Below are 23,373 nucleotides of genomic sequence, written 5' to 3'. Positions count from 1 at the left end.
GCGAAAAGATTCAACAACCTTGGGGATCGACATGAAGATAGCAGTCATCGGAGCGGGCGCCATCGGCGGCCTGGTGGGCGCCAAGCTCGCCCTGGCCGGCGAGGATGTGACGTTCATCGTGCGCGGGAAAAATCTCGACGCCATTGCCACCAACGGCTTCAAGCTCATCGGTGCGGATGGGGCCGAACAGGTGGCGCGGAACGTCAAGGCCACCGACCGCTACGACCAGGCGGGGCCGCAGGACATCGTCATCCTCGCGATGAAGGCGCACCAGGTCGAGGCCGTAGCCAACGACGTACCGAAGCTGTTCGGTCCCGAGACGGTGGTGGTGACGATGCAGAACGGCATCCCGTTCTGGTACTTCCACAATCATGGCGGCGCGCTGGCGGGCACGCCGGTGCGCAGCGTCGATCCCACGGGCCTGGTGGCGTCCAAGATTCCGGCCGAGCGCGTCATCGGCTGCGTGGTGTACCCCGCCTCCGAATTGATCGCGCCCGGCGTGGTCAAGCACATCGAGGGCGACCGCTTCCCGGTCGGCGAGCTCGACGGCTCTTCGAGTGAGCGCGTGAACCGCGTCTCGGCCTGCTTGAGCGCTGCGGGCTTCAAGGCGCCGGTGCTCGACAACATCCGTGCCGAGATATGGCTCAAGCTGTGGGGCAACCTGACCTTCAACCCGATCAGCAGCCTCTCCCACTCGACGCTGGTCGACATCTGCCAATACCCGCCCTCGCGCGAGCTGGCCGCGGCGATGATGCGCGAGGCGCAGGCGGTGGCGCACAAGCTGGGCATCGAGTTTCGCGTGACGCTCGACAAGCGCATTGCGGGCGCTGAAAAGGTCGGCAAGCACAAGACCTCGATGCTGCAGGACGTCGAAGCCGGCCGCGCACCGGAGATCGACGCGCTGGTGGGTGCGGTCGTCGAGTTGGCCCGGCTCACCGAGACCCCGACGCCGCACATCGACACCGTGTATTCGCTCGTCAAGCTGCTGGCGCGTACGATGGAAGAACAGCGCGGCCGGGTCTGCCTTCACGAGATGGCGAGCTAGCTCTTTTCAGGCTGCGCATTCTGCGCCGCGTGCGCGCAGTGATCGATCGATGAAATGGAACGGATGATGCGACGTACACGCAGCGCGAAGATCGTGGCCACGCTGGGCCCAGCCACCACCGACGAGCCGGCCATTCGTGCCTTGTTCGAGCGCGGTGTGGATGTGTTCCGGCTCAACTTCAGCCACGGCACGCAGCACGACCATGCACGCCGGCTCGACACGATCCGGCGGCTCGAGAAAGAGTTCGGCCGGCCCATCGGCGTGCTGCTCGATCTGCAAGGCCCCAAGCTGCGGCTCGGCACTTTCGAAGGCGGACGCGCGCAGCTCGATGCGGGATCGCGCTTCCGCCTCGACATGGACAAGGCGAGCGGCAATGCGCGCCGCGCCCCGCTGCTGCATCCCGAGATTTTCGCGGCGCTGGAGATCGGCACCGAGCTGCTGCTCGACGACGGCAAGCTGCGGCTGCGCGTGGACAGCCACGGCGCCGACTTTGCCGAGACCACGGTGCTGGTCGGCGGCCCGATCTCCGACCGCAAGGGCGTCAACGTGCCGAGCGTGCTGCTGCCGATCTCGCCGCTGACCCCCAAGGACCTCGACGACCTGGCCTGCGGCCTGGCCATGGGCGTGGATTGGGTGGCGCTCTCTTTCGTGCAGCGCCCCGAAGACATCGAGGAGGCGCGCGCCATCATCGGTACGCGCGCATGGATCATGGCCAAGCTCGAGAAGCCCGCGGCCATCGACCACCTCGATGCGATCGTCGATCTGTGCGACGGCGTCATGGTGGCGCGCGGCGACCTCGGCGTGGAGCTGCCGCCCGAGCGCGTGCCCGAACTGCAGCGCCTCATCGTGCGCGCCTGCCGCAAGCGCGGCAAGCCGGTGGTGGTGGCCACGCAGATGCTCGAATCGATGATTGCCGCGCCCGTGCCCACGCGCGCCGAAGTGTCCGACGTTGCAACCGCCATCTACGACGGCGTGGACGCGGTGATGCTCTCCGCCGAATCGGCCTCCGGCAAATACCCGCTCGAGGCGGTCGCCATGATGGACCGCATCATCTCGCGCGTGGAAGCCGATGCGTCGTACCGGATCGGTATCGACGCCACGCACGAGGCGTCGCTGTCGACCACCGCCGATGCCGTGTGCGCTTCGATGCGCCAGGTGGCCGCGCTGCTGGCGCCTGCCGCCACCGTCACCTACACCTCGTCGGGCTTCACCAGCCTGCGAGCCGCCCGCGAGCGGCCGGCCGTGCCCATCCTGAGCCTCACGCCCGATGTGGCCACCGCGCGCCGCATGGCAATGGTGTGGGGCGTGCATGCGGTGCTGGTCGATGACGTTCACGACGTGGCCGAGATGATCGAGTGCGCCTGCCGCATCGCGTGCACCGAAGGCTTCGCGAACACGGGCAACGACGTGGTGGTGGTAGCTGGCCTGCCGTTCGGGCTTTCGGGAACGACGAACCTGCTGCACGTCGCGCGGATACCCTAGGCCGCATTCGCACGGGGCGTGGCGCGCAGTACCATGCCCGTCCGATCGAAGCAGCGACCACCTTTTTCCGAATGAAGCACGCGACCCTGCGCCAGTTGAAAGTCTTCGAAGCGGTGGCGCGTTTGCTGAGCTTCTCGCGCGCGGCGGAAGAGCTTCACCTGACGCAGCCGGCCGTGTCCACGCAGGTGCGCAAGCTCGAAGAGCACGCGGGCAATGCGCTGTTCGAACAGTTCGGAAAGAAAATCTACCTGACGCCGGCGGGCACCGAACTGCTGCAGATCAGCCGCGCCATCATCCAGCAGTTCGAGGCGGCCGAGAATGCGATGTTGCAATTCAACGGCGTCTCGGGCGGCAAGCTCAACGTGGGTGTGATCAGCGCGGGCGATTATTTCTTTCCGCGCCTCCTCGTGGAGTTTGCGAGCCGGCACCGCGGCGTGACCTTGAACTTCACGGTGCACAACCGCGAAGGGCTCATGACGCACATCGCGGAGAACCTCACCGACCTGGCAATCATGGTGCGCCCGCCGACCGACCTGGACACCATCAACCAGCCGTTTGCGCCGCATCCCTATGTGATCGTCGCGGCGCCCAACCATCCGCTGGTGGGCGTGCCCAGAATCCCGTTGAAGCGGCTGATGCGCGAGCCCTTCGTGGTGCGCGAGAAGGCCTCGGACACCTGGCATTCGATGGAAGAGGGCTTTGGCGGCGACCTCAGCGGCATCAACATCGCCATGGAGATCCGCAGCACCGAAACCATCAAACAGGCGGTGATCGCAGGCATGGGGGTGAGCTTCGTGTCGGCGCACACCATCAGCCAGGAAACCCGCGCCGGCAGCCTGCGCGTGCTCGACGTGGAAGGCTTTCCGCTGATGCTCAACTGGTACGTGGTGCACCGCCGCAACAAGCGGCTGCCGCCGGTGGCGCAGGCCTTCAAGGACTTTCTGCTCGCCGACGGGCCGGCGCTCATTTCGCAGATCGTGCCCTTCGACTCCCCGGCTTGAAAAACTGAACAGGGAGAGGTGCCTTGCGCACCTCCCCAACAGGGGGCGAACCCCGCGCGATCAGCGTGCGCGTGCGCCAGCAGAGCGCTTCAGCGCGGCGCGCGCGGCCTTCGCGAAGATCACGATGGGCATGGCGGCGATGAGGCTGCGCAGGGTCTCGTTGCTGCCCAGCGAAGCGGTGTTCTTGAGTGCGTTGGAATTCACTGCGGTGTTGTTCATGGAGCGCTCCGAAAGTTGAGATGACTGAGGGCAATTATAGGGTTTACCCCTAACTCAGGCAAACCCCTTTTGCCGTGCGTTGTCACTGCGCAGACCTGTCGGCGGACACGTCGAAACCCGTTCTCGTCCGCGCGTGTTTCGGCGACTTCGAAAGACACGAATCGACACATGCCGCACCTGGGTTTCTCGCTCGAGAAATCACGCGTCATCGAGGGCTCGAGGTTGTCGGGAACTTGACTGCGGTCAAGAGCTTTTGGGGCACTCCGTCCGACAGTCGTTCTCGCGCGGATACCGGTCATTCGACAGACCGGACCAGCGACCGACTTCGTCGGACCTAAACACAACATGAAGACAAAGGAACACCCATGACTCGGCCTACGCCAACGATCGCCGGTTCCAACCCGGCGATGTATTCCCCCGCAGGAACCCACGGCGCCACGGCGACCCGATCGGAGGCCTACCGATGGGGCCAGCTGCTGATCGGCATCGTGTGCATGGCGATGATCGCCAACCTGCAATACGGCTGGACGCTCTTCGTCAATCCGATCGCGGAGAAGCATGGCTGGAGCCGCGCCGCGATCCAGGTGGCCTTCACGATCTTCGTGCTCACCGAAACGTGGCTCGTGCCCATCGAAGGCTACCTGGTCGATCGCTTCGGCCCGCGGCCGGTGGTGCTGGTGGGCGGCATCCTCTGCGGCCTGGGCTGGGTGATCAACTCGGTGGCCAACACGCTGCCGCTGCTCTACATTGCCGCGGCCATCGGCGGCATCGGCGCGGGCGCGGTGTACGGCACCTGCGTGGGCAATGCGCTCAAGTGGTTTCCCGACCGGCGCGGCCTTGCCGCGGGCATGACGGCCGCAGGCTTCGGCGCCGGCTCGGCGCTGACGATCATCCCCATCTCCGCGATGATCAGGACGAGCGGCTACGAGTCGGCGTTTCTCTACTTCGGCATCGGGCAGGGCCTGATCGTCTTCCTGTTGGCCTGGGCGCTGACCCGTGCGCCCGACCATGCCAAGAGTTCGAACAGCCGCAACGTGCAGCAGTCGCAGCGCGACTACGCGCCTTCGGAGGTGCTGCGCTCGCCCGTGTTCTGGGTGATGTATGCGATGTTCGTGATGGTGGCCGCGGGCGGGTTGATGGCCACGGCCCAGCTCGCGCCGATTGCGCAGGACTTCAAGATCATGGACGTGCCCGTCAACATCATGGGCCTGGTGCTGCCGGCGCTGACCTTTGCACTCGCGATCGACCGCGTGCTCAACGGGCTCACGCGGCCCTTCTTCGGCTGGGTGTCCGACAAGATCGGGCGCGAGCAGACGATGTTCATCGCATTCGCACTCGAATCGGTGGGCATCCTGATGCTCTATCACTACGGCCACAACCCGATCCTCTTCGTCGTGCTCACGGGCATCGTGTTCTTTGCCTGGGGCGAGATCTACAGCCTCTTTCCATCGACCTGCGCCGACACCTTCGGCTCCAAGTACGCGGCATCGAACGCCGGCATGCTCTACACCGCCAAGGGCACGGCCTCTTTGCTGGTGCCGCTGTCGAGCGTGCTCGCCGCGGCCACCGGAAGCTGGCAGGCCGTGTTCATTGCCGCCAGCGCGGTCAATGCAGCCGCTGCGCTCATGGCGTGGTTCGTCCTGCGCCCGATGCGGCGCAAGCACATCGAACAGAGCCGGCTTTCTTCGTAGTTCGCAGCAGCAGCAGCAGCGCCGCTCGCCTCTATTCAGCGCAGGCCGACGCGCGCGGCGCGCGAGCGCAGCACCTCGGCATGCAGTGGATCGGTGGCTTCGATGTTGTCCGCCGCCACTTGCAACGCACGCATCTGCTCCACCTCGCCGATGATCTTGTTCGGGCTCAGCAGGGCCTCGGCGAGCATCAGGGCTTCGTCGACAAGCGCCTTGAACGCATCCACAAAGCTTTCTGACGGGGTGGCATGGAATGGCTGGCGAAGGGTGGGCATCGATCAACTCCTGGTTGCTATGGAATGCCTTCATCTTCGGCTTGCGTTCGCAGCAAGTAAAACGATATTAATTGCCAGTTGAGTGCAAAAATATTGCATTCAAAAACGGATGCGGCATGGACATCAACCTGGCCCGAACCTTTTTAGAGATCGTGGACACGCGCAGCTTCCAGCGTGCCGCAGAGCGGCTGCATGTCACGCAGACCTCGGTGAGCGCGCGCGTGCGAACGCTCGAAGAACTGCTGGGCCGGCCGCTCTTCGTGCGCAACAAGGCGGGTGCGGTGCTGACCGCCGCGGGCGAGCAATTTCTGCCGCACGCCACCACGCTGGTGCAGGTGTGGGAGCGCGCCCGCCATCAGGTCGCGGTGCCGAGCGGCAGCCGCGCGGTACTCGCCATCGGATGCGAGATCAGCTTGTGGGACCCGCTGCTGCTGCAATGGCTGCTCTGGATGCGCACCGCTGCGCCGCAGCTGGCCATTCGTACCGAGGTGGGCTTTCCGCACGACCTGCTCGACAAGGTGGCCTCGGGCGTGCTCGACATCGCCATTGCCTACGCGCCGCAGCAGCGGCCCGGCCTGCGCGTGGAATTGCTCATCGAAGAGAAGCTCGTCATGGTCACCACCGCGAAGCGCCCGCGCGTGCCGCGGCCGGCGGACTACGTGTATGTGGATTGGGGCCCCGAGTTCGCGGCGCAGCATGGCCTTGCGTATCCGGAGCTCTCGAACGCCGCAGTGAGTGCCGGGCTGGGGCCGCTGGGCCGCGAGTACCTGCTGGCGGCGGGCGGCACCGGCTACTTTCGGCACGACGTGGTGCGCAGCCATCTCGAGTCGGGCCGGCTGCGCCGCGTGCCCGACACGCCGGAGTTTCTCTACCCGGCCTACGCGGTGTATGCGGTGGGCGCGGACACAGCCATCGTGGACCCTGCGCTCGAGGGCTTGAGGCAGGTCGTCAAGGCCAAGCCGGCCGCCTAGGGTGTCAGGGTTTGGCTGTCAGGTGGCCAACATGTGCCTTGCACGCTCCACGCGCTCTTCGTGCGACTGGAGCAGCGACTCGTAGTAGAGGCACAGCGGCATGGCGACGAACACCATGCCGGCGACGTAGATGATCAGGCCCATCAGCGGAAAGTCATCGCCTCCCCAGTAGGGAATGGAGGCAGCCGCGGCACCGGCTGCGATGGCCGCAATGACGCACTGCAGTGCGTTGCGCAAGAACGTGGTTCGCGAGTAGCCCGGCGGGTCGTACTTCTGACGGTCCAGTGGGGAACACTCGCCCTTGTCTCCATCATCGTGCATCGTCGTTCCTTGTTAGAAGGGCGTCGACGATTCTTATCCCCTGAATTACCGCGGTCAAGGCGGCAGACCCGGACTTCAGTCGTACTTCAATGTGTAGATGAGGTCGAGCCCGCTGGTCTGCCCGGCCTGCCCGCGCAGCGTGAGCCGTTGCGTCAGGTCGTAGAAGATGAAGATCGTGCCGAAGGTGCCGCCCACGCTGCGCTCGTAGGTCAGATAGAAATCCTTCGACAGCCGCTTGCCGAGCGTCACGGCCGACTCGCGCAGATCGCCGCCATTGCCGGGGCCCTTGAAGCCGAGTTCGTCGAGCCCGAAGCGGCTTGCCAGGCTGCCGCCGCTCCCGCCTTTGCTGACGTGACCGATCAGCGCAAGGGCCGCTTGCTGCAACAGCGCCGATTCGCCGCCGCTGGTGGCCGAGGCGCGGCCCAGCACCACCCATGACAGCGTCTCGGCATCGGACAGCGCGGGCTCGGAGTAGAGCTTGACGCGCGGCGACTGCGCGGTGCCCGTGATCTGCACACCGGCGCGCTGCGAGATGTTGGGCCGGATCGCGAGGATGTCGAGCGCGGGATTGTCGAACGGTCCGTTGAAGCGGGCCAGGCCGGTTTCCACATCGAGCTGCTGGCCATAGGCGCGGTACTGGCCCTTCACGGTCTTGACTTCGCCGGTGATGCGCGGCGGCCCGTTGAGCTTGGTGCTCCGGATCTCGAGGTCGCCCTCGAGCCGCGTGGTGATGCCGCGCCCTTGCACCGCGAAGTCGTCCCCGAGGTTGAAGTTCACCACGATGTCGGGCGGCTTGGCAGTCTCCGGCCGGGCGGCTCGCGCTTCGTTGCTCGCGGCGTCGCGCTGCGCCTGCTCGGCCGCCTCGCGGTCCTTGGCGACAGAGCGCACGACCACGTCGGTGCCCAGGCTCGGCGCGGTTTCGTCGGGCAGGATGATCACGGCGCGGTCGGTCTTGAGCTTGCCGCGCACGTTGAACTGGCCGCCGTCGAGCCGGGCTTGCAGGTTGCCCGAGAGCGTGACCTGGCGGTCGGTGCGCACCAGCACGCGCAGCGCGCGCAGATCGGCCTGTAGCGCCATGCGAATGCCGGTGCCCGATGCGCCCGATGCGCCGGCCGCACCCCAGCCGATGTCGCCGCGGGCCGAGAGCGAGCCGCCATCGGCGGCGGCCTGGCTGGCCGCGGTGCTGCGGTTGCCGCTCTGGCCCGCGATGCGCACGTTGCTGCCGGCACCGCCCTTGAGCGTGAAGTCCGTGATGTCGATGCGCGTGCCGGTGAGCGTGGCGCGCAGGCGGCCATCGCGCAGGTCCAGCCCTTCGACCGGCGCGCGCAGTGCGAGTTTGTCGGCGCCCAGCGTGCCGTTCCAGCGCGGCGTGGCGCGGTTGCCCGAGAGCGCGGCGTCGGCATCCAGCGTGCCTGCAATGCGCCAGCCGGGCGGCGCGAGCATCGACCACACGCCCAGGTTCGGCAGCGCGGCCTTGATGTTGCCGGCCAGCGGCGCATCGGCCGCCCACTGCCAGCCATTCGCGCGCTGCTGCATGCGCGTGTTGAGCTCGGCATCGATCTTGCCCGCGCGTTCGCTGTCCCAGGCCAGCGTGGCGCGCACCGCGTCGCCTTGCGCATCGAGCCTCAGTTCGGCCTGGCGCAAGCCGGCTGGCGTGTTGGGCGCGACCGCCCCGACCGCGGTGGCGGAGTTCATCGTGCGCTCGCTGGCCGTGCCGGTGCCGCGGCTGGTGATGCGCGTGACCAGCGCGGCCTCCCCGGCCTGCACGCGAATGTCGCCGCTCTGGCGTGCGAGCCGTGCATGGGCGCGGAGCGTGTCGCCGGCGTCAATATCCCAGTCGCCGTCGAACATCAGGTCGCCGCTCACGCCCAGTTCATTGAAGGTGGTGCTCGCGCCGAAAGCTTCGGCCCATGCCATCGGAAGGCCTTGCAGCTTGCCTTTGGACTGCATGCGAAACGCCTGGTTGGGCGCCACGCCGCTGCGGGTGAAGCGCAGCGGCTGCCATTCGATGCGAACGGTACCGGGCGCCGGTCCGCGCAGCGTGGCGGTGGCCGCCGAGGCTTCGAGATCGAGGCGGCTCGCGGCGCCGCTTCCGCTCGTCTTGATGGTGGCGGTGACTTCTCGGCCGAGCTCCAGGGTCCAGGGCGCCGCGGCGGTGCCGAAACGCGCGCTGTCCTGAGCTTGCAGGCGCAGGCTGGCGAGCGCGGCGCGCCAGTGGTTGGGACCCGCAAGGCCACCGCTAGCGCGTGCATCGACCGTGAGCTTCTGCGTGCCGGTGGTGGCTTCGCCCTGCAGCGCGAGCGTCGCCTCGGCCAGGCTGCCGGCGAGGTCCGCACGCAGGTCCTTCAGCTGCACCGTGGTGGCGGCCGCTGTTTCGCCGTTGCCGTTGACGGCAGGCATGTGCAGTTCGAGCTGCGGCACACCGAGCGACGCCTTCAGACTCGGCTCCGCGATGCCGCGCTGCGCAGGCGCGGCAGGGTTCTCGAGCCGGCGCTGGATGGTCTGCCAGCCGCCCTGCCAGCTTGCGTCGAGCCGCGCGGACCCCTTTGCGCTCTTGCCCGCGAACACCTTCGACAGCTCGGGCAGGCCCTCGATCCAGCGCTGCGCGGCATCGGCGTCGTCGATGCGTGCCTTGATGTCACCGGCCCCTTGCGCCGGTGCGATGCGGCCTTCGAGTTGCGCGCTGCCGCCCGGCAGCGCCAAGTCGAGCTTGCCGCTCGCGGCCTGCTCGGCCACGCGCACCTGCAGCTTGCCCTCGATGCTGGCGCCTTCGGCCTGCACGCGCAGCGTACGCAGGTCCAGCACCTGGTTTTTCCACTGCCCCTGGGCCAGTACGCGGTCGAGGCCGAAGCCAGGCATCGCCTTGCTGCCGGCGCCACCTGCGGCGCGGAGCGCCACGTCGAAGCCGATCGTGTCTTCGCGCTGCTGTGCCGTGGCCGTACCGCTGATCGGCGCGCCCGAAAGCTCGCTGTGCAGCAGGCCCGCTCGCACACCGCGCACGTTGGCGCGCACCTGCCACGGTGCGGGCACGGGGCTCCAGCGGCCCTGGGCTTCGATGCGGCCGCCGCCTGCGCGCAGCATGGCTTCGGGAATCGTCCAGTTGGTGCCGTCGAAGCCCACGCGCGCCTGGACCTCTTCGACCGGCAGCGCGCCCTTGTCCCACGGCCCGGGCACCGCGTTGCGGATGCTGGCCGAGGCCTGCCAGGCGGCGGGGCCGGTGGGCGAATCGGGCTGCAGTTCGACCGTTCCGGTGAGGCGTGTCTTCGGAGCGCCGGGCCAGAGCGCGGCCGCATCGACGTTGCGAAGGTCGGCCTTCGCATCGATGACGGGCTGCGGCAGCCAGGGCGCGACATTGGCTTGCAGCTTGGCTTCCATGGGCGCTTCGGCGTCGGGCTCGACCGGCTTCAGCTCGGCGGCTATCTGCAGCCGCGCATCGGCGCCTGCGAGCTTGCCCTTGATCGCGGCTTCGGCCAGCACGTCGATGCTGCGGCCTTCGGCCAACGGCGCCTTCACGTGGCCGTTCAGCGTGGCGTCGAGCGCCATCGGCGCGGGGCCCTGCAAGTTCACGCGCGCGCTGTAGTGGCCTTCGGCAATGTCGACGCCCTTGACCTCCAGCTGGTGGTGTGCGGCGGTATAGCGGTAGCTGCCCGTGAGCTGATTCGCCTGCAGTGCCGGCGGACCGGCCCAGCGCACTTCGTCGATGCGAAACGGCAGGTCGACTTCGATGGGCAGCGCGAGCTGTTCGAGCGGCTCGGTGGGCGTGTCGCTCGGCGGGCCGCGGCGTTCAATGAGAAGCTGTGCCGCATGCACCTCACCCAATTGCAGCTTGCGCTGGAACAGCGGCCCAAGCTGCCAGCCGATGTCTGCGTCATGTACCTCGACGGCCAGCTTCTCGCTTTGCCAGCGCAGCCAGCCGATGCGCCCGCCCGTGCGCAGCGAGCCCGTGACATCGCGGCTTTCAAGCGACTGGCCGGCAGGCAGGTAGAGCGCGACCCTGGCCAGCGCGAAGGCCAGCGACTGGTTGGAGCCGAGCCACCACCATGCGCCCGCGCCCACAACGAGCACCAGCGCCAGCAGGCCTCCGATCGTCCAACCGAGCGCACGCAGCGCGCGCCGCGTGCGCGAACGCCGTGCGCGCGGCGCGGCTTCTTGGGGCTGGGGTTCGGCGTCTGTCTGCATCGATGGGGCGCGCGTCAGAAGGTGAACCCGAGGCGGAAGTGAAGGCGGAACTTCTTCGTGTCCACCCCATAGGCAAGATCGGCCTGCACCGGCCCGACCGGGCTGCGCCAGCGCGCGCCCACGCCCACGCCGACCTTCGGCTTGAGTTCGCCGGGCTTGTCGGCCACCGCGCCGGCATCGACGAACACCACGCTCTCCCATTCGGTGAGCTTGTCTTTGTAGACGAAGGGCCGCTGCCACTCGGCGCTCACGACGCCGAGGTAGCGTCCCGCCACGATCTGGCCGTCGCTGCGCACGGTGCCGATCTGGCGGTAGCTGTAGCCGCGCACCGTGGTGTCGCCGCCGGTCAGGAACATCAGCGTGGAGGGGACCTGCGCGCTGTCCTTGGCGGACACGGCGCCGGCTTCGGCGCGCAGTTGGACGCGGCTGCGGCGCGCCAGGGTGGCGGCGTCCCGGTCCTCCGAGAAGCCCACCGGCAGCACGCCGAGCCAGCGTGCATAGGTGCGCGTGAAAGGCAGCTGCTCGCCGGTCAGCGTGTAGCCCGCGGCCAGTTCGAGCGCCAGGCCGAAGCCTCGCGTCGGCTGGGCGTTGTCGTCGAAATAACGGCCGGTCCAGCCCCAGTTGGCGGTTACGGCGGAGGCCGAGGGCGGGGCGTTGGTGCCGCGGTTCTGCGCGTAGTCGTATTGCAGGAAGTAGCTGCGGTCGATGTGGCCGCTCGACTTGCTGCGCCCGCTGCGCACGCGGCCACTGTCGACCACGTAGCTGCCCGAGGTCTCGCTCTTGAGCCCGGCGCCCGCGAACCAGCGCCATCCCCGATCGTCGGGAATGGCATTCCATTCGGTCGAGAGCGACTTGACGTCGCTGTCGACCGACAGGCGCGAGACCGCGCGCCAACCCAGCAGCGGCAGCTGGTTGTGAATGTGGTCGACGGACAGGCGCGGACCGCTGTCGGTGGTGAAGCCGGCGCCCAGCACCACCTTCTGCATGGGGGCTTCGCGCAGCTGCGCGATCACCGGCGCCGCCAGCGGGTTGCCGCTCTCGGTGTCGAGCGTGAGAAACACCGAGTCGTAGTAGCCGCTGCTGGCCAGGCGCTGCTGGGCATCGAGCAGCTTCTGCTGGTCGTAGTCGGTGCCGGTGGGGAGCTGCGCGATGCGGCGCGCACCGTCGGTGTCGTAGCGTTCGGTGCCGCGCAGCACCAGCGGGCCGAAGCGGTAGGCGGGGCCCGACTGGTAGGTGGCGCTGAGCCGGGCCTCCTGCCGGTCGGCATCGACCTCGGCGCGGCTCACCTCGATGCTGCCGGTGGGAAAGCGCTTGGCCGTGAGGCTGCGCAAGGCCGTGGCCTTGGCGTTGTCCCAGCCCTGCTGCGTGAAGGGCAGGCCGGGCCGAAGCGCCCAGGCGGTGCGGATCGAATCGCGCTGGGCCTCGGCGGTGGGGTCGTCTGCAATCGCGCCGCCGTAACTGAGCTGCACGTTGCTCACGCGGGTGAGCTCGCCCGGCTCCACCGTGATGACGATCTCGCGCGGAGCCTTGGTGCTGGCCGGTGTTTCGTTGAGCTCGAGCGTCAGCGTGGGCGTGAAGTAGCCCAGCGTGCCGAGCAGTTCGCGAGCGTTGGTTTCCGCCGCCACCATGAGCCGCGAGATCTCGGTGGCGCCCAGGTCGTCGAGCTCGCGGTAGCGCTGGATGTCCAGATGCAGCGCGAGGTATTCGCGCACGTTGTCGGGCCCGCGCACGTCGACGGTGAATGCAGCACGCCGTGCGCCCTTGTCGCCATCTTTGCCGGTTTCATCGGCGGCGGTATCGCCGCTGCGCACCAGGGCCGGGGCAGTGGTGTCCGCTGCGGCTTCTTTTTTCGGCAGCAGGCTGCATCCTTGCAGAAGCAGGACGCCGAAAAAAAGCAAAGCCGGCAACCACGCCGGCGCAAAGACTGGGACCACCCTGAACATGGGCGGATTTTGACAGCAAGGCGCGCCGGCTCCGGAAGCATCCGGAAACAGAGGCGCATGCCGCACGCCGCCTTACTTCGAAAGCATTCGCATCGCGTCTTCGAGGCCCCGCAGCGTGAGCGGATACATGCGGTTCGACATGAGCTGCTGCATCACGGCAATGCTCTGGCGGTATTGCCACACGCCCTGCGGCTCGGGATTGATCCACGCGAACTTGGGAAAGGCGTGCGTGAGGCGCTGGACCCATTCGGCGCCGGCTTCCTCGTTGTTGTATTCCACGCTGCCGCCAGGCTGCAGGATCTCGTAGGGGCTCATGGTCGCGTCGCCGACGAAGATGAGCTTGTAGTCCTTGTTGTACTTGCGCAGGATGTCCCAGGTCGCGAACTTCTCGGAGAAGCGGCGCTTGTTGTTCTTCCACATGAAGTCGTACACGCAGTTGTGGAAGTAATAGAACTCCAGGTGCTTGAACTCGGTCTTCACGGCCGAGAACAGTTCTTCCACGCGCTGGATGTGCTCGTCCATGGTGCCGCCCACGTCCATCAGCAGCAGCACCTTGACGTTGTTGTGGCGCTCGGGCCGCATCTTGATGTCGAGGTAGCCGGCATTGGCGGCGGTGGAGTGGATGGTGTCGTCCAGGTCCAGCTCTTCTTCATGGCCTTCGCGCGCGAACTTGCGCAGCCGCCGCAGCGCCACCTTGATGTTGCGCGTGCCCAGCTCCTGACTGTCGTCGTAGTCCTTGTAGGCGCGCTGGTCCCACACCTTCACAGCGCTCTTGTTCTTGCCAGCACCGCCGATGCGCACGCCCTGCGGGTTGTAGCCGCCGTGGCCGAAGGGCGAGGTGCCGCCGGTGCCGATCCACTTGCTGCCGCCCTCGTGGCGTTCCTTCTGCTCTTCGAAGCGCTTCTTGAGCGTTTCCATGAGCTCGTCCCAGCCCATCTTCTCGATCTTGGCTTTTTCTTCGGCAGTGAACTCGCGCTCCAGCGTCTTGCGGAGCCAGTCGAGCGGCACTTCCTTGGTGAAGTCGGCCAGCATCTCCACGCCCTTGAAGTAGGCGGCAAAGGCGCGGTCGAACTTGTCGTAGTGCTTCTCGTCCTTGACCAGCGCGGTACGCGAGAGATAGTAGAAGTCATCGAGGCCAAAGGCGCCGTCGGAGTTGGGCCCCACCACGTCTGCCTGCAGCGCCTCGAGCAGCGTGAGGTATTCCTTGACCGAGACCGGCAGCTTGGCCGAGCGCAGCGTGTAGAAGAAATCGATCAGCATGGTCGGGCTTTCCTTGGGCTTGTCTTCAGCTTCGCGGCTTGTCGAGCAGGTAGAGCAACTGGGCCTTCACCTCGGGCCACTCGCCCGAGCGCAGGCTGTACATGACGGTGTCGCGGATGGTGCCGTCGCGGCGCATGGCATGGCCGCGAATGACGCCGTCTTTTCTTGCGCCCAGCCGCTCGATGGCTTGCTGCGAAGCGAAGTTGAAATTGTCGGTGCGCCAGCCCACCACGTTGCAGCCGAGGGTATCGAAGGCGTGCGTCAGCATGAGCAGCTTGCAGGTGGTGTTGACGTGCGTGCGCTGGCACCGTTTGGCGTACCAGGTGTAGCCGATCTCCACGCGCTTCACGGCAGGCAGGATGTCGTGGAAGCTGGTGCTGCCGAGCACGGTGCCGCTTTCGGCCTCGGTCACGGCAAACGCAAAGCGCTGGCCGGCTTCGCGGCCCTGCAGGGCGGTCTCGATGTAGGCGCGGGTTTCATGCGGCTCGGGCACCGAGGTGACGCGCAGGTTCCACAGTTCGCCATCGGCCGCGGCGGCGCGAAGGCCCTCTTCATGGCCGAGCGAAAGCGGCACCAGCGCCAAGTCGCGGGCCTTCAGCGTGACAGGTTCGACGAACGCCATCTTCAACACCCCTCGAAATTGTTTTTCAGCCTCTTGGCTTGCCGTACTTGCGGTCGTACCAGGCCCGGGCCAGCTGCACGCCGCCGCCACCGCCCACGCCGATCAGCAGGATGCCGAAGATCTCACGGTTACCGTAGCCGTTGGGCCCGAAGGCATCCAGCCCCAGCTGGAGCCCGATCCAGCGGCCGAGCAGCGCACCGGCCACGAACAGCACGGCCTGCGCCACGCCCAGCTTGAGCAACTGGCCGACCGGATGCGGGGCCTGGCGGGTCAAAGGCAACCTCCGTGCTTTGCACTGCGGTGCGAGCCCCCTTCGGAGCGGCCGGGCGGGGGCTGGCTCATCGGTTGTTGCGCTGCATGAAGACGAGCTTCTCGAACAAGGTCACGTCCTGCTCGTTCTTGAGCAGCGCACCCACCAGCGGCGGCACGGCAACCTTGTCGTCCTTGCTCTGCAGGGCCTCGATCGGAATGTCTTCGGCCACCAGCAGCTTGAGCCAGTCGAGCAGTTCGGAGGTGGAAGGCTTCTTCTTGAGGCCGGGCAGGTTGCGCACGTCGTAGAAGGTCTTCATCGCGGACGTGAGCAGTTCCTGCTTGAGGCCGGGGAAGTGCACCGCCACGATGTTCTTCATCGTCTCGGCGTCCGGGAACTTGATGTAGTGGAAGAAGCAGCGGCGCAAGAAGGCGTCGGGCAGCTCCTTTTCGTTGTTGGAGGTGATGAACACCACCGGCCGGTGCTTTGCGCGGATGAGCTCGCGCGTTTCGTAGCAGTAGAACTCCATGCGGTCGATTTCGCGCAGCAGGTCGTTCGGAAACTCGATGTCGGCCTTGTCGATCTCGTCGATGAGCAGCGCCACCGGCTGGTCGGCCGTGAAGGCCTGCCAGAGCACACCCTTGACGATGTAGTTCTGGATGTCCTTGACGCGCTCGCCGCCGTCCACGTCCTTGAGCTGCGAGTCGCGCAGGCGGCTCACGGCATCGTATTCATACAGGCCCTGCTGGGCCTTGGTGGTCGACTTGATGTGCCACTGCAGGAGCGGCAGGTCGAGCGCCTGCGCCACTTCCTCGGCCAGCATGGTCTTGCCCGTGCCGGGTTCGCCCTTGACGAGCAGCGGACGTTTGAGCGTGATGGCGGCATTGACTGCCAGCATCAGGTCCTGAGTGGCGACGTAGTTGTCTGAGCCCTTGAATTTCATGAGTGGAACGCAAGCAGGTGGAGGAGGCCGGGTGGAGAAAAGAACACACTCGATTCGCTTTGCGCGGCCTTTGGACGGCCGGCGAGGGTTCCCGGAGGACCCTTGCATATAATCGAATGTTGATTCGAAAAACTGTAGCTCCACGAGATTGTGCGCGCAAAATGAACAAGTTGTTGACCACGATGTTTGCCTTCGCTGTCGCTTGCGTGACGGTCTCGGCGCAAGCCCAGCAAGTCACGGGCAATGCCCAGGACGGCGCCAAGAAGGTTGCGATGTGCGTGGGCTGCCACGGCATCATTGGCTACCAGGCCAGCTTTCCGGAGATCCACAAGGTGCCCATGATTGCCGGCCAGAGCGCCAGCTACATCACCTCGGCCCTCAACGCCTACAAGGGCGGCGATCGCAAACACCCCACCATGCGCGCCATTGCCGACACCCTGAAAGACCAGGACATCGCCGATGTGGCCGCCTACTACAGCCAGCTGGGCCTGAAGGAAGGCGACGCACCGCCGGCCGCGCTGGCCAAGCCCATGCCTGAGAACGTGCAGGCTCTGGTGTCGCGCGACAAGGACAACAGCTGCACCAAGTGCCACGGCGCCAATTTCAACACGCCCAACGATGGCACGGTCCCCAAGCTGGCCGGCCAGCATGCCGACTACCTCTTCGTGGCGCTCAAGTCATACCGCGTCAAGAACAACCTGCACCTGGGCCGTTCAAGTGCGGTGATGGCGCAGCAAGTCGAGCCCAAGAAGTTCACCAACGCCGAACTCAAGACGCTCGCCAGCTACATCAGCTCGCTGCCCGGCGAACTCAAGACGGTGCCGGAATCGCGCATCCATCACGGCGCGCAGTAAGACGCAGGCAGCACTCTTCTCCCGTGAAAAAGCCCGCATCGAGCGGGCTTTTTTGCGTCCGGAGCCGAGGTCAGACGTCGAAGAACACCGTTTCGTCAGCACCCTGCATGCGGATGTCGAAGCGGTAGCTCACCGCGCCGCCTTGCTCCACGCGCTCGGCAATCAGCGTGTGGCGGCGCTCGGCCGGCACGCTGGCCAGCACGGCGTCCTTGGCGTTGGCTTCGGCCTCGTCGCCGAAATACACGCGCGTGAACGCATGCAGCAGCAGGCCGCGCATCAGCACGATCACGTTGACGTGCGGTGCCTCGCCCGGCGATTCCGCGCCCGGCTTCACGGTGTGGAACACGAAGCGGTTCTGCAAATCGGTGCCCGTGCCCGCGCGTCCGAAGGCGCGAAAGCCGATCTCGCGCGCCTCGGCCGGCGTCTGCGGATAGCGGCCTTTGCCGTCGGGCTGGCTGATCTCGACCAGCGCATCGTTAATGGGGTTGCCGTCGCCGTCGATCACGCGGCCTTCGAGCCGGATGCGCTCGCCGGCGGCATTGTCCAGCGCCACGACGGCGTCGAAAGGCTGGTCGAAGTCATAGCCGTACTGGGCGGCGGTGAGGCCGTAGGCGAAGTAGGGGCCCACCGTCTGGGAGGGGGTCTGGCCGAAGTCGGCTTCCTGTGTGCTCATCAACATGGTGTGTGTCTCCTTCTTGCTCAACGGTTCTCGAATGGGGTTTCGTCGGCGCCGCGCAGCACGACGTCGAACTGGTAGCCCAGCGCATAGCCTTCTTCGGTGATGTCGAGGCTGAAGTCGGCGATCAGCCGGTTGCGGTAGCGCTCCGGCGTGCCGGTGATCATGGGGTCGTACTGCATCAGCGGATCGCCGGGAAAGTACATCTGCGTGACCAGGCGGCTCGCAAAGCTCTGGCCGAACAGCGACATGTGGATGTGCTGCGGACGCCAGGCGTTGGGGTGGTTGCCCCAAGGGTATGCGCCGGGCTTGATTGTGAGGAAGCGGTAGCGGCCCTCGCTGTCGGTCAGGCAGCGGCCCGCGCCCAGGAAGTTGGGGTCGAGCGGTGCATCGTGCTGGTCGACCTTGTGCACGTAGCGGCCCGCGGCGTTGGCCTGCCAGATCTCGACCAGCGTGTTGGCCACCGGGCGGCGGCGCTCGTCCAGCACCTGGCCGGTAAGGATCATGCGTTCGCCGAGGGGCTCGCCGTTCTTGCGTGCATTGCGCGTCAGGTCGTGGTCGAGAGCGCCGATGCTGTCGTGGCCGTAGACCGGCTGCTGCAGCTCGCCCAGCGAGGCCTTCAGTGGAACCAGGGGCTTCTGCGGACCGCGCTTCACGGTCGACTTGTAGCCGGGGTAGACGTAAGAGGGGTGGGCTTGCCAGTCGCGCGGCGTGAGGATGGCGGGGGATGCCTTGGTTGGGGTCGACATGCGTTGTCTCCTGCGGTGGGGCGGATCGAGTTTTGGAGACTGAACTTTAGAAGTCCCATCCGATGATGTAAATTGAAGATTGATCCGTTTTGAATAACCAAGAGTAATTGAACACCCCCGCCAAGCTTCGCCAGGACTTCGTGCGCAACGTGCAGCTGCGGCACCTGCGCTGCCTGGTCGCGGTGGCGCAGGAGCGCCATCTGGCGCGCGCCGCCGAGCGGCTCTCGCTGAGCCAGCCGGCCGTCTCCAAGACCCTCGCGGAACTCGAAGCCATCGTCGGGGCGCGCCTGGTCGAACGCAGCAAGGCCGGGCGGCGTGGCGTGCAGGGGCTCGCGCCGGCCGGCGAGCAGCTGCTGGCCCACGCCCTGCGCGTGCTCGAGGCGCTCGACGCCAGCGCAGAGGCGTTGGCGCCGGCCTCGGGCCAGCGCATCGAGCGGCTGCGCATCGGCGCGCTGCCGAGCGTGGCGCCGGCCCTGTTGCCCATGGCGCTCGCGCGCTTTCGCGAGCATTGGCCTTCGGTGCAGGTGGTGGTGAAGAGCGCGGCCAATCCGGTGTTGCTCGATGAGCTGCGCGCCGGGGAGCTCGACATGGTGGTGGGCCGCATCAGCGATCCGCGGCTCATGGGCGGCCTCAGCTTCGAGCTGCTCTACACCGAGCCGCTGGTGTTTGCCGTGCGCGCCGGCCATCCGCTGGTGGCCCGGTCCACCCGGACGGTGTCGGTGCAGGCGGTGCTCGACTATCCGCTGGTGGTGTACGGCGAGGGCACCATCCCGCGCCACAACACGGAAAGTTTCTTGTCGGCGCGCGGCCTGGTGCTTCCGGCCAATGCGTTGCAGACGCTCGACGTGGCGGTGGCGCGCGGCCTGCTCGCGGTGTCCGACGCGGTCTGGATCACGCCGCTTGGCGCCGCCCGCGGCGAGCTGGCGGACGAACGCCTGGTCCGGCTGCGCATCGAAACCACCGGCACGGACGAGCCCGTGGGCCTGCTGTTGCGCAGCGATGCCGAAGCCTCGACCCTGCGCGGCGCCATGGCCGCGCTGCTGCGCGAAGGCGCGAAGCAGCAGGGCGCGCCGCCTTCGCAGCCCAGGAGAAAGCCGCAGGGGTAGGTAGCGATCCGATCCAGCCCTGCGGATGTGCCTCTAGTCTTTTGTTGCTCGTCGCTGCACACACGCCACGTAGCCGTCGCCATCCGGCGGCCGGCCGGCGCGCTGGCTCTCCCACATCATCTGGCCCAGGCAATCCATGGCCTCGTGATGCGCGTCGAGCAGCGAACCGCGGCGGGCCGCCAGCAGCTCAACGGCCTGACGGATTCCGCGCGGCTGATCGATCGAGCATTGCTCGCTGATCGACAGATGCATCGACAGATGGAGAAACGGATTCTCCCGGCCATTCGAGCCGTCGTACACGCGTGCGACCGCTGCATCGGCATCGGCCAGGTCTTCGTTGTATTCGGGGTGCGCATCGATCCATCCCGCGGCAATCGTCTCGAGCGCTTCCATCGGCAAGCCCTGTCGGTGCTTGGCGTACACATCGCAAAAGAAGCGGCGCACGTCTTCCTGGGAGGGGTTGAACATATCTGTATGAAGAAGAGAAATGGAGGTCGATGTTCCGGTAGCGAGACGTTACATCGTTACGTAACGAAGCGGCAAAAGACCGCTCCGGAGGCCTATTTCAACGCCGGCGCGCACGCCTCGTTTTAAATAAATGTCCATATGAATCAATAGCTTGCGTCATTGGCTGGGCCGATATCGAAGAGCGGTAACGAATCGGCACGCTAGTTGCCCCTGTACATGCATCTTTTGTCACAGAGGCTGTCATGAACGCACCACAAGCACCGACCCCATCGACCGAAGGACTTGCCGCCAGTGGCGTCGCTCCTGTGGTCATCGCTCAAGCCACCAGCACACCGCTGGGCGCACCCACCATGCTCGGCTCGCCGGCACCTGCCGCCGCGGCTGGCACGACGGCACCCGCCGGCGTGGGCACATTGTCCAATGCTACGCCGGGCGTGGCGGTGATGCGGGACGGTGTCCGCATTCCGGTCGACGGCAACCAGACATTGTTGGCGGGCGACCGCGTGATCGTTCCCGAAGGCGGACAGGCCAACGTTCTCTTCCCCGGCTCGGCCAGCAACAAGGCGCCGCTGGCCGGCGTCTTCACCGGTGGCACCGATGCCACCATCGGTTCGACCAAGCTGCCCGGCGGCCTTGAACAAGTCAACGTCGACGTTGCCTCGGGCGACCTGCAAGTGACCCCACCGGACAGCGATGCCGAAGCAGCCGCACTCGCCGTCACCAAGAAGGTCGCGGCCGGCAGCGGCCTCGGGCTGGGCGAATTCGCGCTTGGCGCACTGGGTGCCGCCGCGCTTGGCGCAGCCCTGGGCGGCGGCGGTGGTGGCGACGGTGGGACGGTGCCGTTCCTTTTTGGCAGTGGTGATGACGGGGATGCGGACGCCGACGCCGACGCCGATGCCGATGCCGATGCCGACGCCGATGCCGACGCCGATGCCGATGCCGATGCCGATGCCGACGCCGATGCCGATGCCGATGCCGACGCCGATGCCGATGCCGACGCCGATGCCGATGCCGACGCCGATGCCGACGCCGATGCCGATGCCGATGCCGACGCAGATGCCGACGCAGATGCCGACGCAGATGCCGATGCTGACGCAGATGCCGATGCTGACGCTGACGCTGACGCTGACGCTGACGCTGACGCTGACGCCGATGCCGATGCCGATGCCGATGCCGACGCCGACGCCGACGCCGACGCCGACGCAGATGCAGATGCAGATGCAGACGGCGATCACCTGCTCGATCCGGGCGATGTCCTCGCGGGCGGCGCGGTGGGCTCGACCGACGACAACCTGGGCCTCGGCGGTTCGCTCACCCCGGTGCCGGGCGTCATCGACAGCACGACCGATCTGGTCGATGACCTGGTCTCACCGGTGCTCGGCGAACATTTCACGCGGGACGATCCGAACCAGTTCGACCCGGTGGACGATGCTGCCGAAACCATCGTCGACAGCGTGGGCGGCGCCGCGAGCCCGATCGTCGACGCCCTCCTGGGCGAAGGCGCTACCGGCGCGCTGGTCGGCCAGGTCGACCACCTCACGGACGCGCTTCAGAACGGCGTCGACAACCTCCTGGGCGACAACGGCATCCTCATCGGCGTGACCTCCGCCCTCGGTGTGGACGGCGTCATCGACGGCCTCGTCGGCGACGGCGGCGTGGTGGGCGACCTGGTCGAAGGCGTGCTTGGCGAGGACAGCCTTGTCAGCACCCTGATGAGCGAAGACGGCCTGGTGGGCGGGCTCCTCGCCGACGACGGCGCCGTTGGCAACCTCATCGGCGAAGACAGCGCCGTCGGCGGCCTGCTTGGCAACGTGCTGAGCGACGAAGGCCTCGTCGGTGGCCTGCTGGGCGATGGCGGCGCCCTGGGCGGCCTGCTCGGCGGACCATTGGGCGAAGACGGCCTGCTGGGCGGCTTGCTCAGCAGCGACAGTCCATTGGGCGGCCTGCTCGCCGGCGACGGCCTGGTCGGTGGCCTGCTTGGCGGAGAAGGCACGGCCGCCGGCCTGCTGGGCAGCGAAGGCCTCACGGGCAGCTTGCTGGGCCAGGACGGCGTGGTGGACAACCTGCTCGGCGCGAATGGCGTGGTGGGCGGCCTGATCGAAGACGGCCCGCTGGGTGGCTTGCTTGGCGGCGAAGACGGCCTGCTCGGTGGTCTGACCGGTGGTGTGCTGGGCGACGAAGGCCTGCTGGGCGGTGTGCTCGGCAACGAAGGCCTCGCCGGCGGCCTGTTCGGTGAAGACGGCTTGCTGGGTAGCGACGGCGCGGTCGGCAGCCTCCTTGCCAGCGACGGCCTCCTCGGCGGCGTTCTCGGTGACGACGGCCTGGTCGACAACCTGCTGGGTGACGGCGGCGTGTTGGGCGGGGTGCTCGGTGGCGAAGGCTTGCTCGGCGGCCTGGTGGGCGAAGACGGCGTGGTCGGTGGCCTGGTCGGCGGCGATCTCCTGGGCGGTGACCTGCTTGGTGGTGATCTGCTCGGTGGCGTGCTCGGCGAAGACGGCCTCGTCGGCAACCTGATCGGCGGCGATCTCCTGGGTGGCGATCTGCTCGGCGGTGACCTGCTGGGCGGTGACTTGTTGGGTGGCGTGCTGGGTGAAGACGGCCTTGTCGGCAACTTGCTCGGTGGCGATCTCTTGGGCGGCGACTTGCTCGGCGGCGACCTGCTGGGTGGCGTGCTCGGCGAGGACGGCGTCGTGGGCAACCTGATCGGCGGCGATCTCCTGGGCGGTGATCTGCTCGGCGGTGATCTGTTGGGCGGCGTGCTCGGCGAGGACGGCCTGGTCGGCAATCTGCTCGGCGGCGATCTCCTGGGTGGCGATCTCCTGGGTGGCGACCTTCTCGGCGGCGTGCTCGGCGAGGACGGCGTGGCGGGTGGCCTGCTCGGCGGCGATCTTCTCGGAGACGACGGCCTGGTCGGCAGCCTGCTTGGCAGCGACGGCTTGCTCGGCGGCACCCTGGGCGGCAGCAACCCGGTTGCCAACATCCTGGATCCGGTGCTCGACACCGCAGGCACCGTCGGCGAGGTCCTGGAACCCGTGGTCTCCGCCGTGTCCGAGGTGGCCGAACCGGTGACCGACATCCTGGCGGGCGCAACCCCGACGCTCACTCCGGCGATTGAAACGGTTCACGGCGTGCTCGACACCGTGGCGGAAGCAGCGCCGATCGTGACCGACGTGGTGACCCCGATCACGAGCCTGGTCGATCAAGGCGCAGGGACCGGCAACGTTCTCACGCCCGTGACGAACGTCCTGCACGGCCTGCTGGGCTAAGCAACAAAAAGGGCAGCAGAGGAGAAGAAGAACGGCAGCACCAGGGACAGGCCGG

The 23,373-nt window shown here is 67.0% G+C and carries 20 protein-coding genes; 8 read left to right on the top strand and 12 right to left on the bottom strand.

Annotated elements, in window-relative coordinates; genetic code table 11:
• The first annotated feature begins 31 nt into the window (after nucleotides 1-31).
• The 3 genes from BLR24_RS11245 (at nucleotide 32) to BLR24_RS11235 (ending at nucleotide 3,528) form a co-directional block, all read left to right on the top strand.
• On the top strand, nucleotides 32-1,045 hold the full coding sequence (locus tag BLR24_RS11245; protein ID WP_093016794.1) for a 2-dehydropantoate 2-reductase: 1,014 nt from the start codon (nucleotides 32-34) through the stop codon (nucleotides 1,043-1,045).
• 66 nt (nucleotides 1,046-1,111) lie between these two features.
• Nucleotides 1,112-2,527, top strand: a complete 1,416-nt coding sequence (gene pyk, locus BLR24_RS11240) for a pyruvate kinase (protein ID WP_093017352.1) — start codon at nucleotides 1,112-1,114, stop codon at nucleotides 2,525-2,527.
• Nucleotides 2,528-2,598: 71 nt separating this feature from the next.
• Entirely contained in the window at nucleotides 2,599-3,528 is a 930-nt protein-coding gene (locus BLR24_RS11235; RefSeq protein WP_093016792.1) for a LysR family transcriptional regulator, read from the top strand.
• A gap of 60 nt (nucleotides 3,529-3,588) precedes the next feature.
• Here BLR24_RS11235 and BLR24_RS30690 read toward each other — a convergent pair whose 3' ends face one another.
• Nucleotides 3,589-3,747, bottom strand: coding sequence for a hypothetical protein (locus BLR24_RS30690; protein WP_175543252.1), 159 nt, complete (start codon nucleotides 3,745-3,747; stop codon nucleotides 3,589-3,591).
• A gap of 365 nt (nucleotides 3,748-4,112) precedes the next feature.
• Between BLR24_RS30690 and oxlT the strand changes: the two genes are divergently transcribed.
• Nucleotides 4,113-5,438, top strand: a complete 1,326-nt coding sequence (oxlT, locus tag BLR24_RS11230) for an oxalate/formate MFS antiporter (RefSeq protein ID WP_093016790.1) — start codon at nucleotides 4,113-4,115, stop codon at nucleotides 5,436-5,438.
• Nucleotides 5,439-5,473: 35 nt separating this feature from the next.
• Here the strand turns inward: oxlT and BLR24_RS11225 are convergent, their stop codons facing one another.
• Complete coding sequence (locus BLR24_RS11225; protein ID WP_093016788.1) at nucleotides 5,474-5,710, bottom strand: hypothetical protein; 237 nt, start codon at nucleotides 5,708-5,710, stop codon at nucleotides 5,474-5,476.
• A gap of 116 nt (nucleotides 5,711-5,826) precedes the next feature.
• Here BLR24_RS11225 and BLR24_RS11220 point away from each other — a divergent pair, with 116 nt between their 5' ends.
• A complete protein-coding gene (locus BLR24_RS11220; protein ID WP_093016786.1) occupies nucleotides 5,827-6,681 on the top strand; it encodes a LysR family transcriptional regulator in 855 nt (284 codons plus the stop codon).
• 18 nt (nucleotides 6,682-6,699) lie between these two features.
• Here the strand turns inward: BLR24_RS11220 and BLR24_RS11215 are convergent, their stop codons facing one another.
• From BLR24_RS11215 to BLR24_RS11185, 7 genes are all read right to left on the bottom strand, one after another.
• Nucleotides 6,700-7,002 (bottom strand): hypothetical protein, encoded by a 303-nt coding sequence (locus tag BLR24_RS11215; protein WP_093016784.1) that lies wholly within the window; start codon nucleotides 7,000-7,002, stop codon nucleotides 6,700-6,702.
• Nucleotides 7,003-7,077: 75 nt separating this feature from the next.
• Nucleotides 7,078-11,181 carry a translocation/assembly module TamB domain-containing protein gene (locus BLR24_RS11210; RefSeq protein ID WP_093016782.1) on the bottom strand — a complete coding sequence of 1,368 codons (4,104 nt, stop codon included), beginning with the start codon at nucleotides 11,179-11,181 and terminating at the stop codon, nucleotides 7,078-7,080.
• 14 nt (nucleotides 11,182-11,195) lie between these two features.
• Nucleotides 11,196-13,124 carry an autotransporter assembly complex protein TamA gene (locus tag BLR24_RS11205; RefSeq protein ID WP_093016780.1) on the bottom strand — a complete coding sequence of 643 codons (1,929 nt, stop codon included), beginning with the start codon at nucleotides 13,122-13,124 and terminating at the stop codon, nucleotides 11,196-11,198.
• Between the two features lie 72 nt (nucleotides 13,125-13,196).
• Nucleotides 13,197-14,384: a vWA domain-containing protein gene (locus BLR24_RS11200; protein WP_093016778.1), complete on the bottom strand. Its 1,188-nt coding sequence runs from the start codon at nucleotides 14,382-14,384 to the stop codon at nucleotides 13,197-13,199.
• Nucleotides 14,385-14,409: 25 nt separating this feature from the next.
• On the bottom strand, nucleotides 14,410-15,006 hold the full coding sequence (locus BLR24_RS11195; protein ID WP_093017350.1) for a GNAT family N-acetyltransferase: 597 nt from the start codon (nucleotides 15,004-15,006) through the stop codon (nucleotides 14,410-14,412).
• Between the two features lie 25 nt (nucleotides 15,007-15,031).
• Entirely contained in the window at nucleotides 15,032-15,280 is a 249-nt protein-coding gene (locus tag BLR24_RS11190) for a hypothetical protein (protein ID WP_093016776.1), read from the bottom strand.
• A gap of 64 nt (nucleotides 15,281-15,344) precedes the next feature.
• Nucleotides 15,345-16,199: an AAA family ATPase gene (locus tag BLR24_RS11185; protein ID WP_093016774.1), complete on the bottom strand. Its 855-nt coding sequence runs from the start codon at nucleotides 16,197-16,199 to the stop codon at nucleotides 15,345-15,347.
• Nucleotides 16,200-16,360: 161 nt separating this feature from the next.
• Between BLR24_RS11185 and BLR24_RS11180 the strand changes: the two genes are divergently transcribed.
• Nucleotides 16,361-17,053, top strand: a complete 693-nt coding sequence (locus BLR24_RS11180) for a c-type cytochrome (protein WP_093016772.1) — start codon at nucleotides 16,361-16,363, stop codon at nucleotides 17,051-17,053.
• A 70-nt stretch (nucleotides 17,054-17,123) separates the two neighbouring features.
• Here the strand turns inward: BLR24_RS11180 and pcaG are convergent, their stop codons facing one another.
• Nucleotides 17,124-17,726: a protocatechuate 3,4-dioxygenase subunit alpha gene (gene pcaG, locus BLR24_RS11175; protein ID WP_175543261.1), complete on the bottom strand. Its 603-nt coding sequence runs from the start codon at nucleotides 17,724-17,726 to the stop codon at nucleotides 17,124-17,126.
• A gap of 26 nt (nucleotides 17,727-17,752) precedes the next feature.
• Nucleotides 17,753-18,478, bottom strand: a complete 726-nt coding sequence (gene pcaH, locus BLR24_RS11170; protein WP_093016770.1) for a protocatechuate 3,4-dioxygenase subunit beta — start codon at nucleotides 18,476-18,478, stop codon at nucleotides 17,753-17,755.
• A gap of 107 nt (nucleotides 18,479-18,585) precedes the next feature.
• On the opposite strand from pcaH, the gene BLR24_RS11165 reads away from it, so the two are divergent.
• On the top strand, nucleotides 18,586-19,584 hold the full coding sequence (locus tag BLR24_RS11165) for a LysR substrate-binding domain-containing protein (RefSeq protein ID WP_093016769.1): 999 nt from the start codon (nucleotides 18,586-18,588) through the stop codon (nucleotides 19,582-19,584).
• A gap of 33 nt (nucleotides 19,585-19,617) precedes the next feature.
• On the opposite strand, the gene BLR24_RS11160 is transcribed toward BLR24_RS11165, so the two are convergent.
• On the bottom strand, nucleotides 19,618-20,052 hold the full coding sequence (locus BLR24_RS11160) for a DUF1841 family protein (protein WP_093016767.1): 435 nt from the start codon (nucleotides 20,050-20,052) through the stop codon (nucleotides 19,618-19,620).
• 242 nt (nucleotides 20,053-20,294) lie between these two features.
• On the opposite strand from BLR24_RS11160, the gene BLR24_RS11155 reads away from it, so the two are divergent.
• A complete protein-coding gene (locus tag BLR24_RS11155; RefSeq protein WP_093016765.1) occupies nucleotides 20,295-23,318 on the top strand; it encodes a hypothetical protein in 3,024 nt (1,007 codons plus the stop codon).
• The last annotated feature ends 55 nt before the right edge of the window (nucleotides 23,319-23,373 follow it).

The organism is Variovorax sp. OV700, from assembly GCF_900099805.1.
GTDB lineage: Bacteria > Pseudomonadota > Gammaproteobacteria > Burkholderiales > Burkholderiaceae_C > Variovorax.
This window is presented reverse-complemented; position numbering and strand designations above follow the sequence as displayed.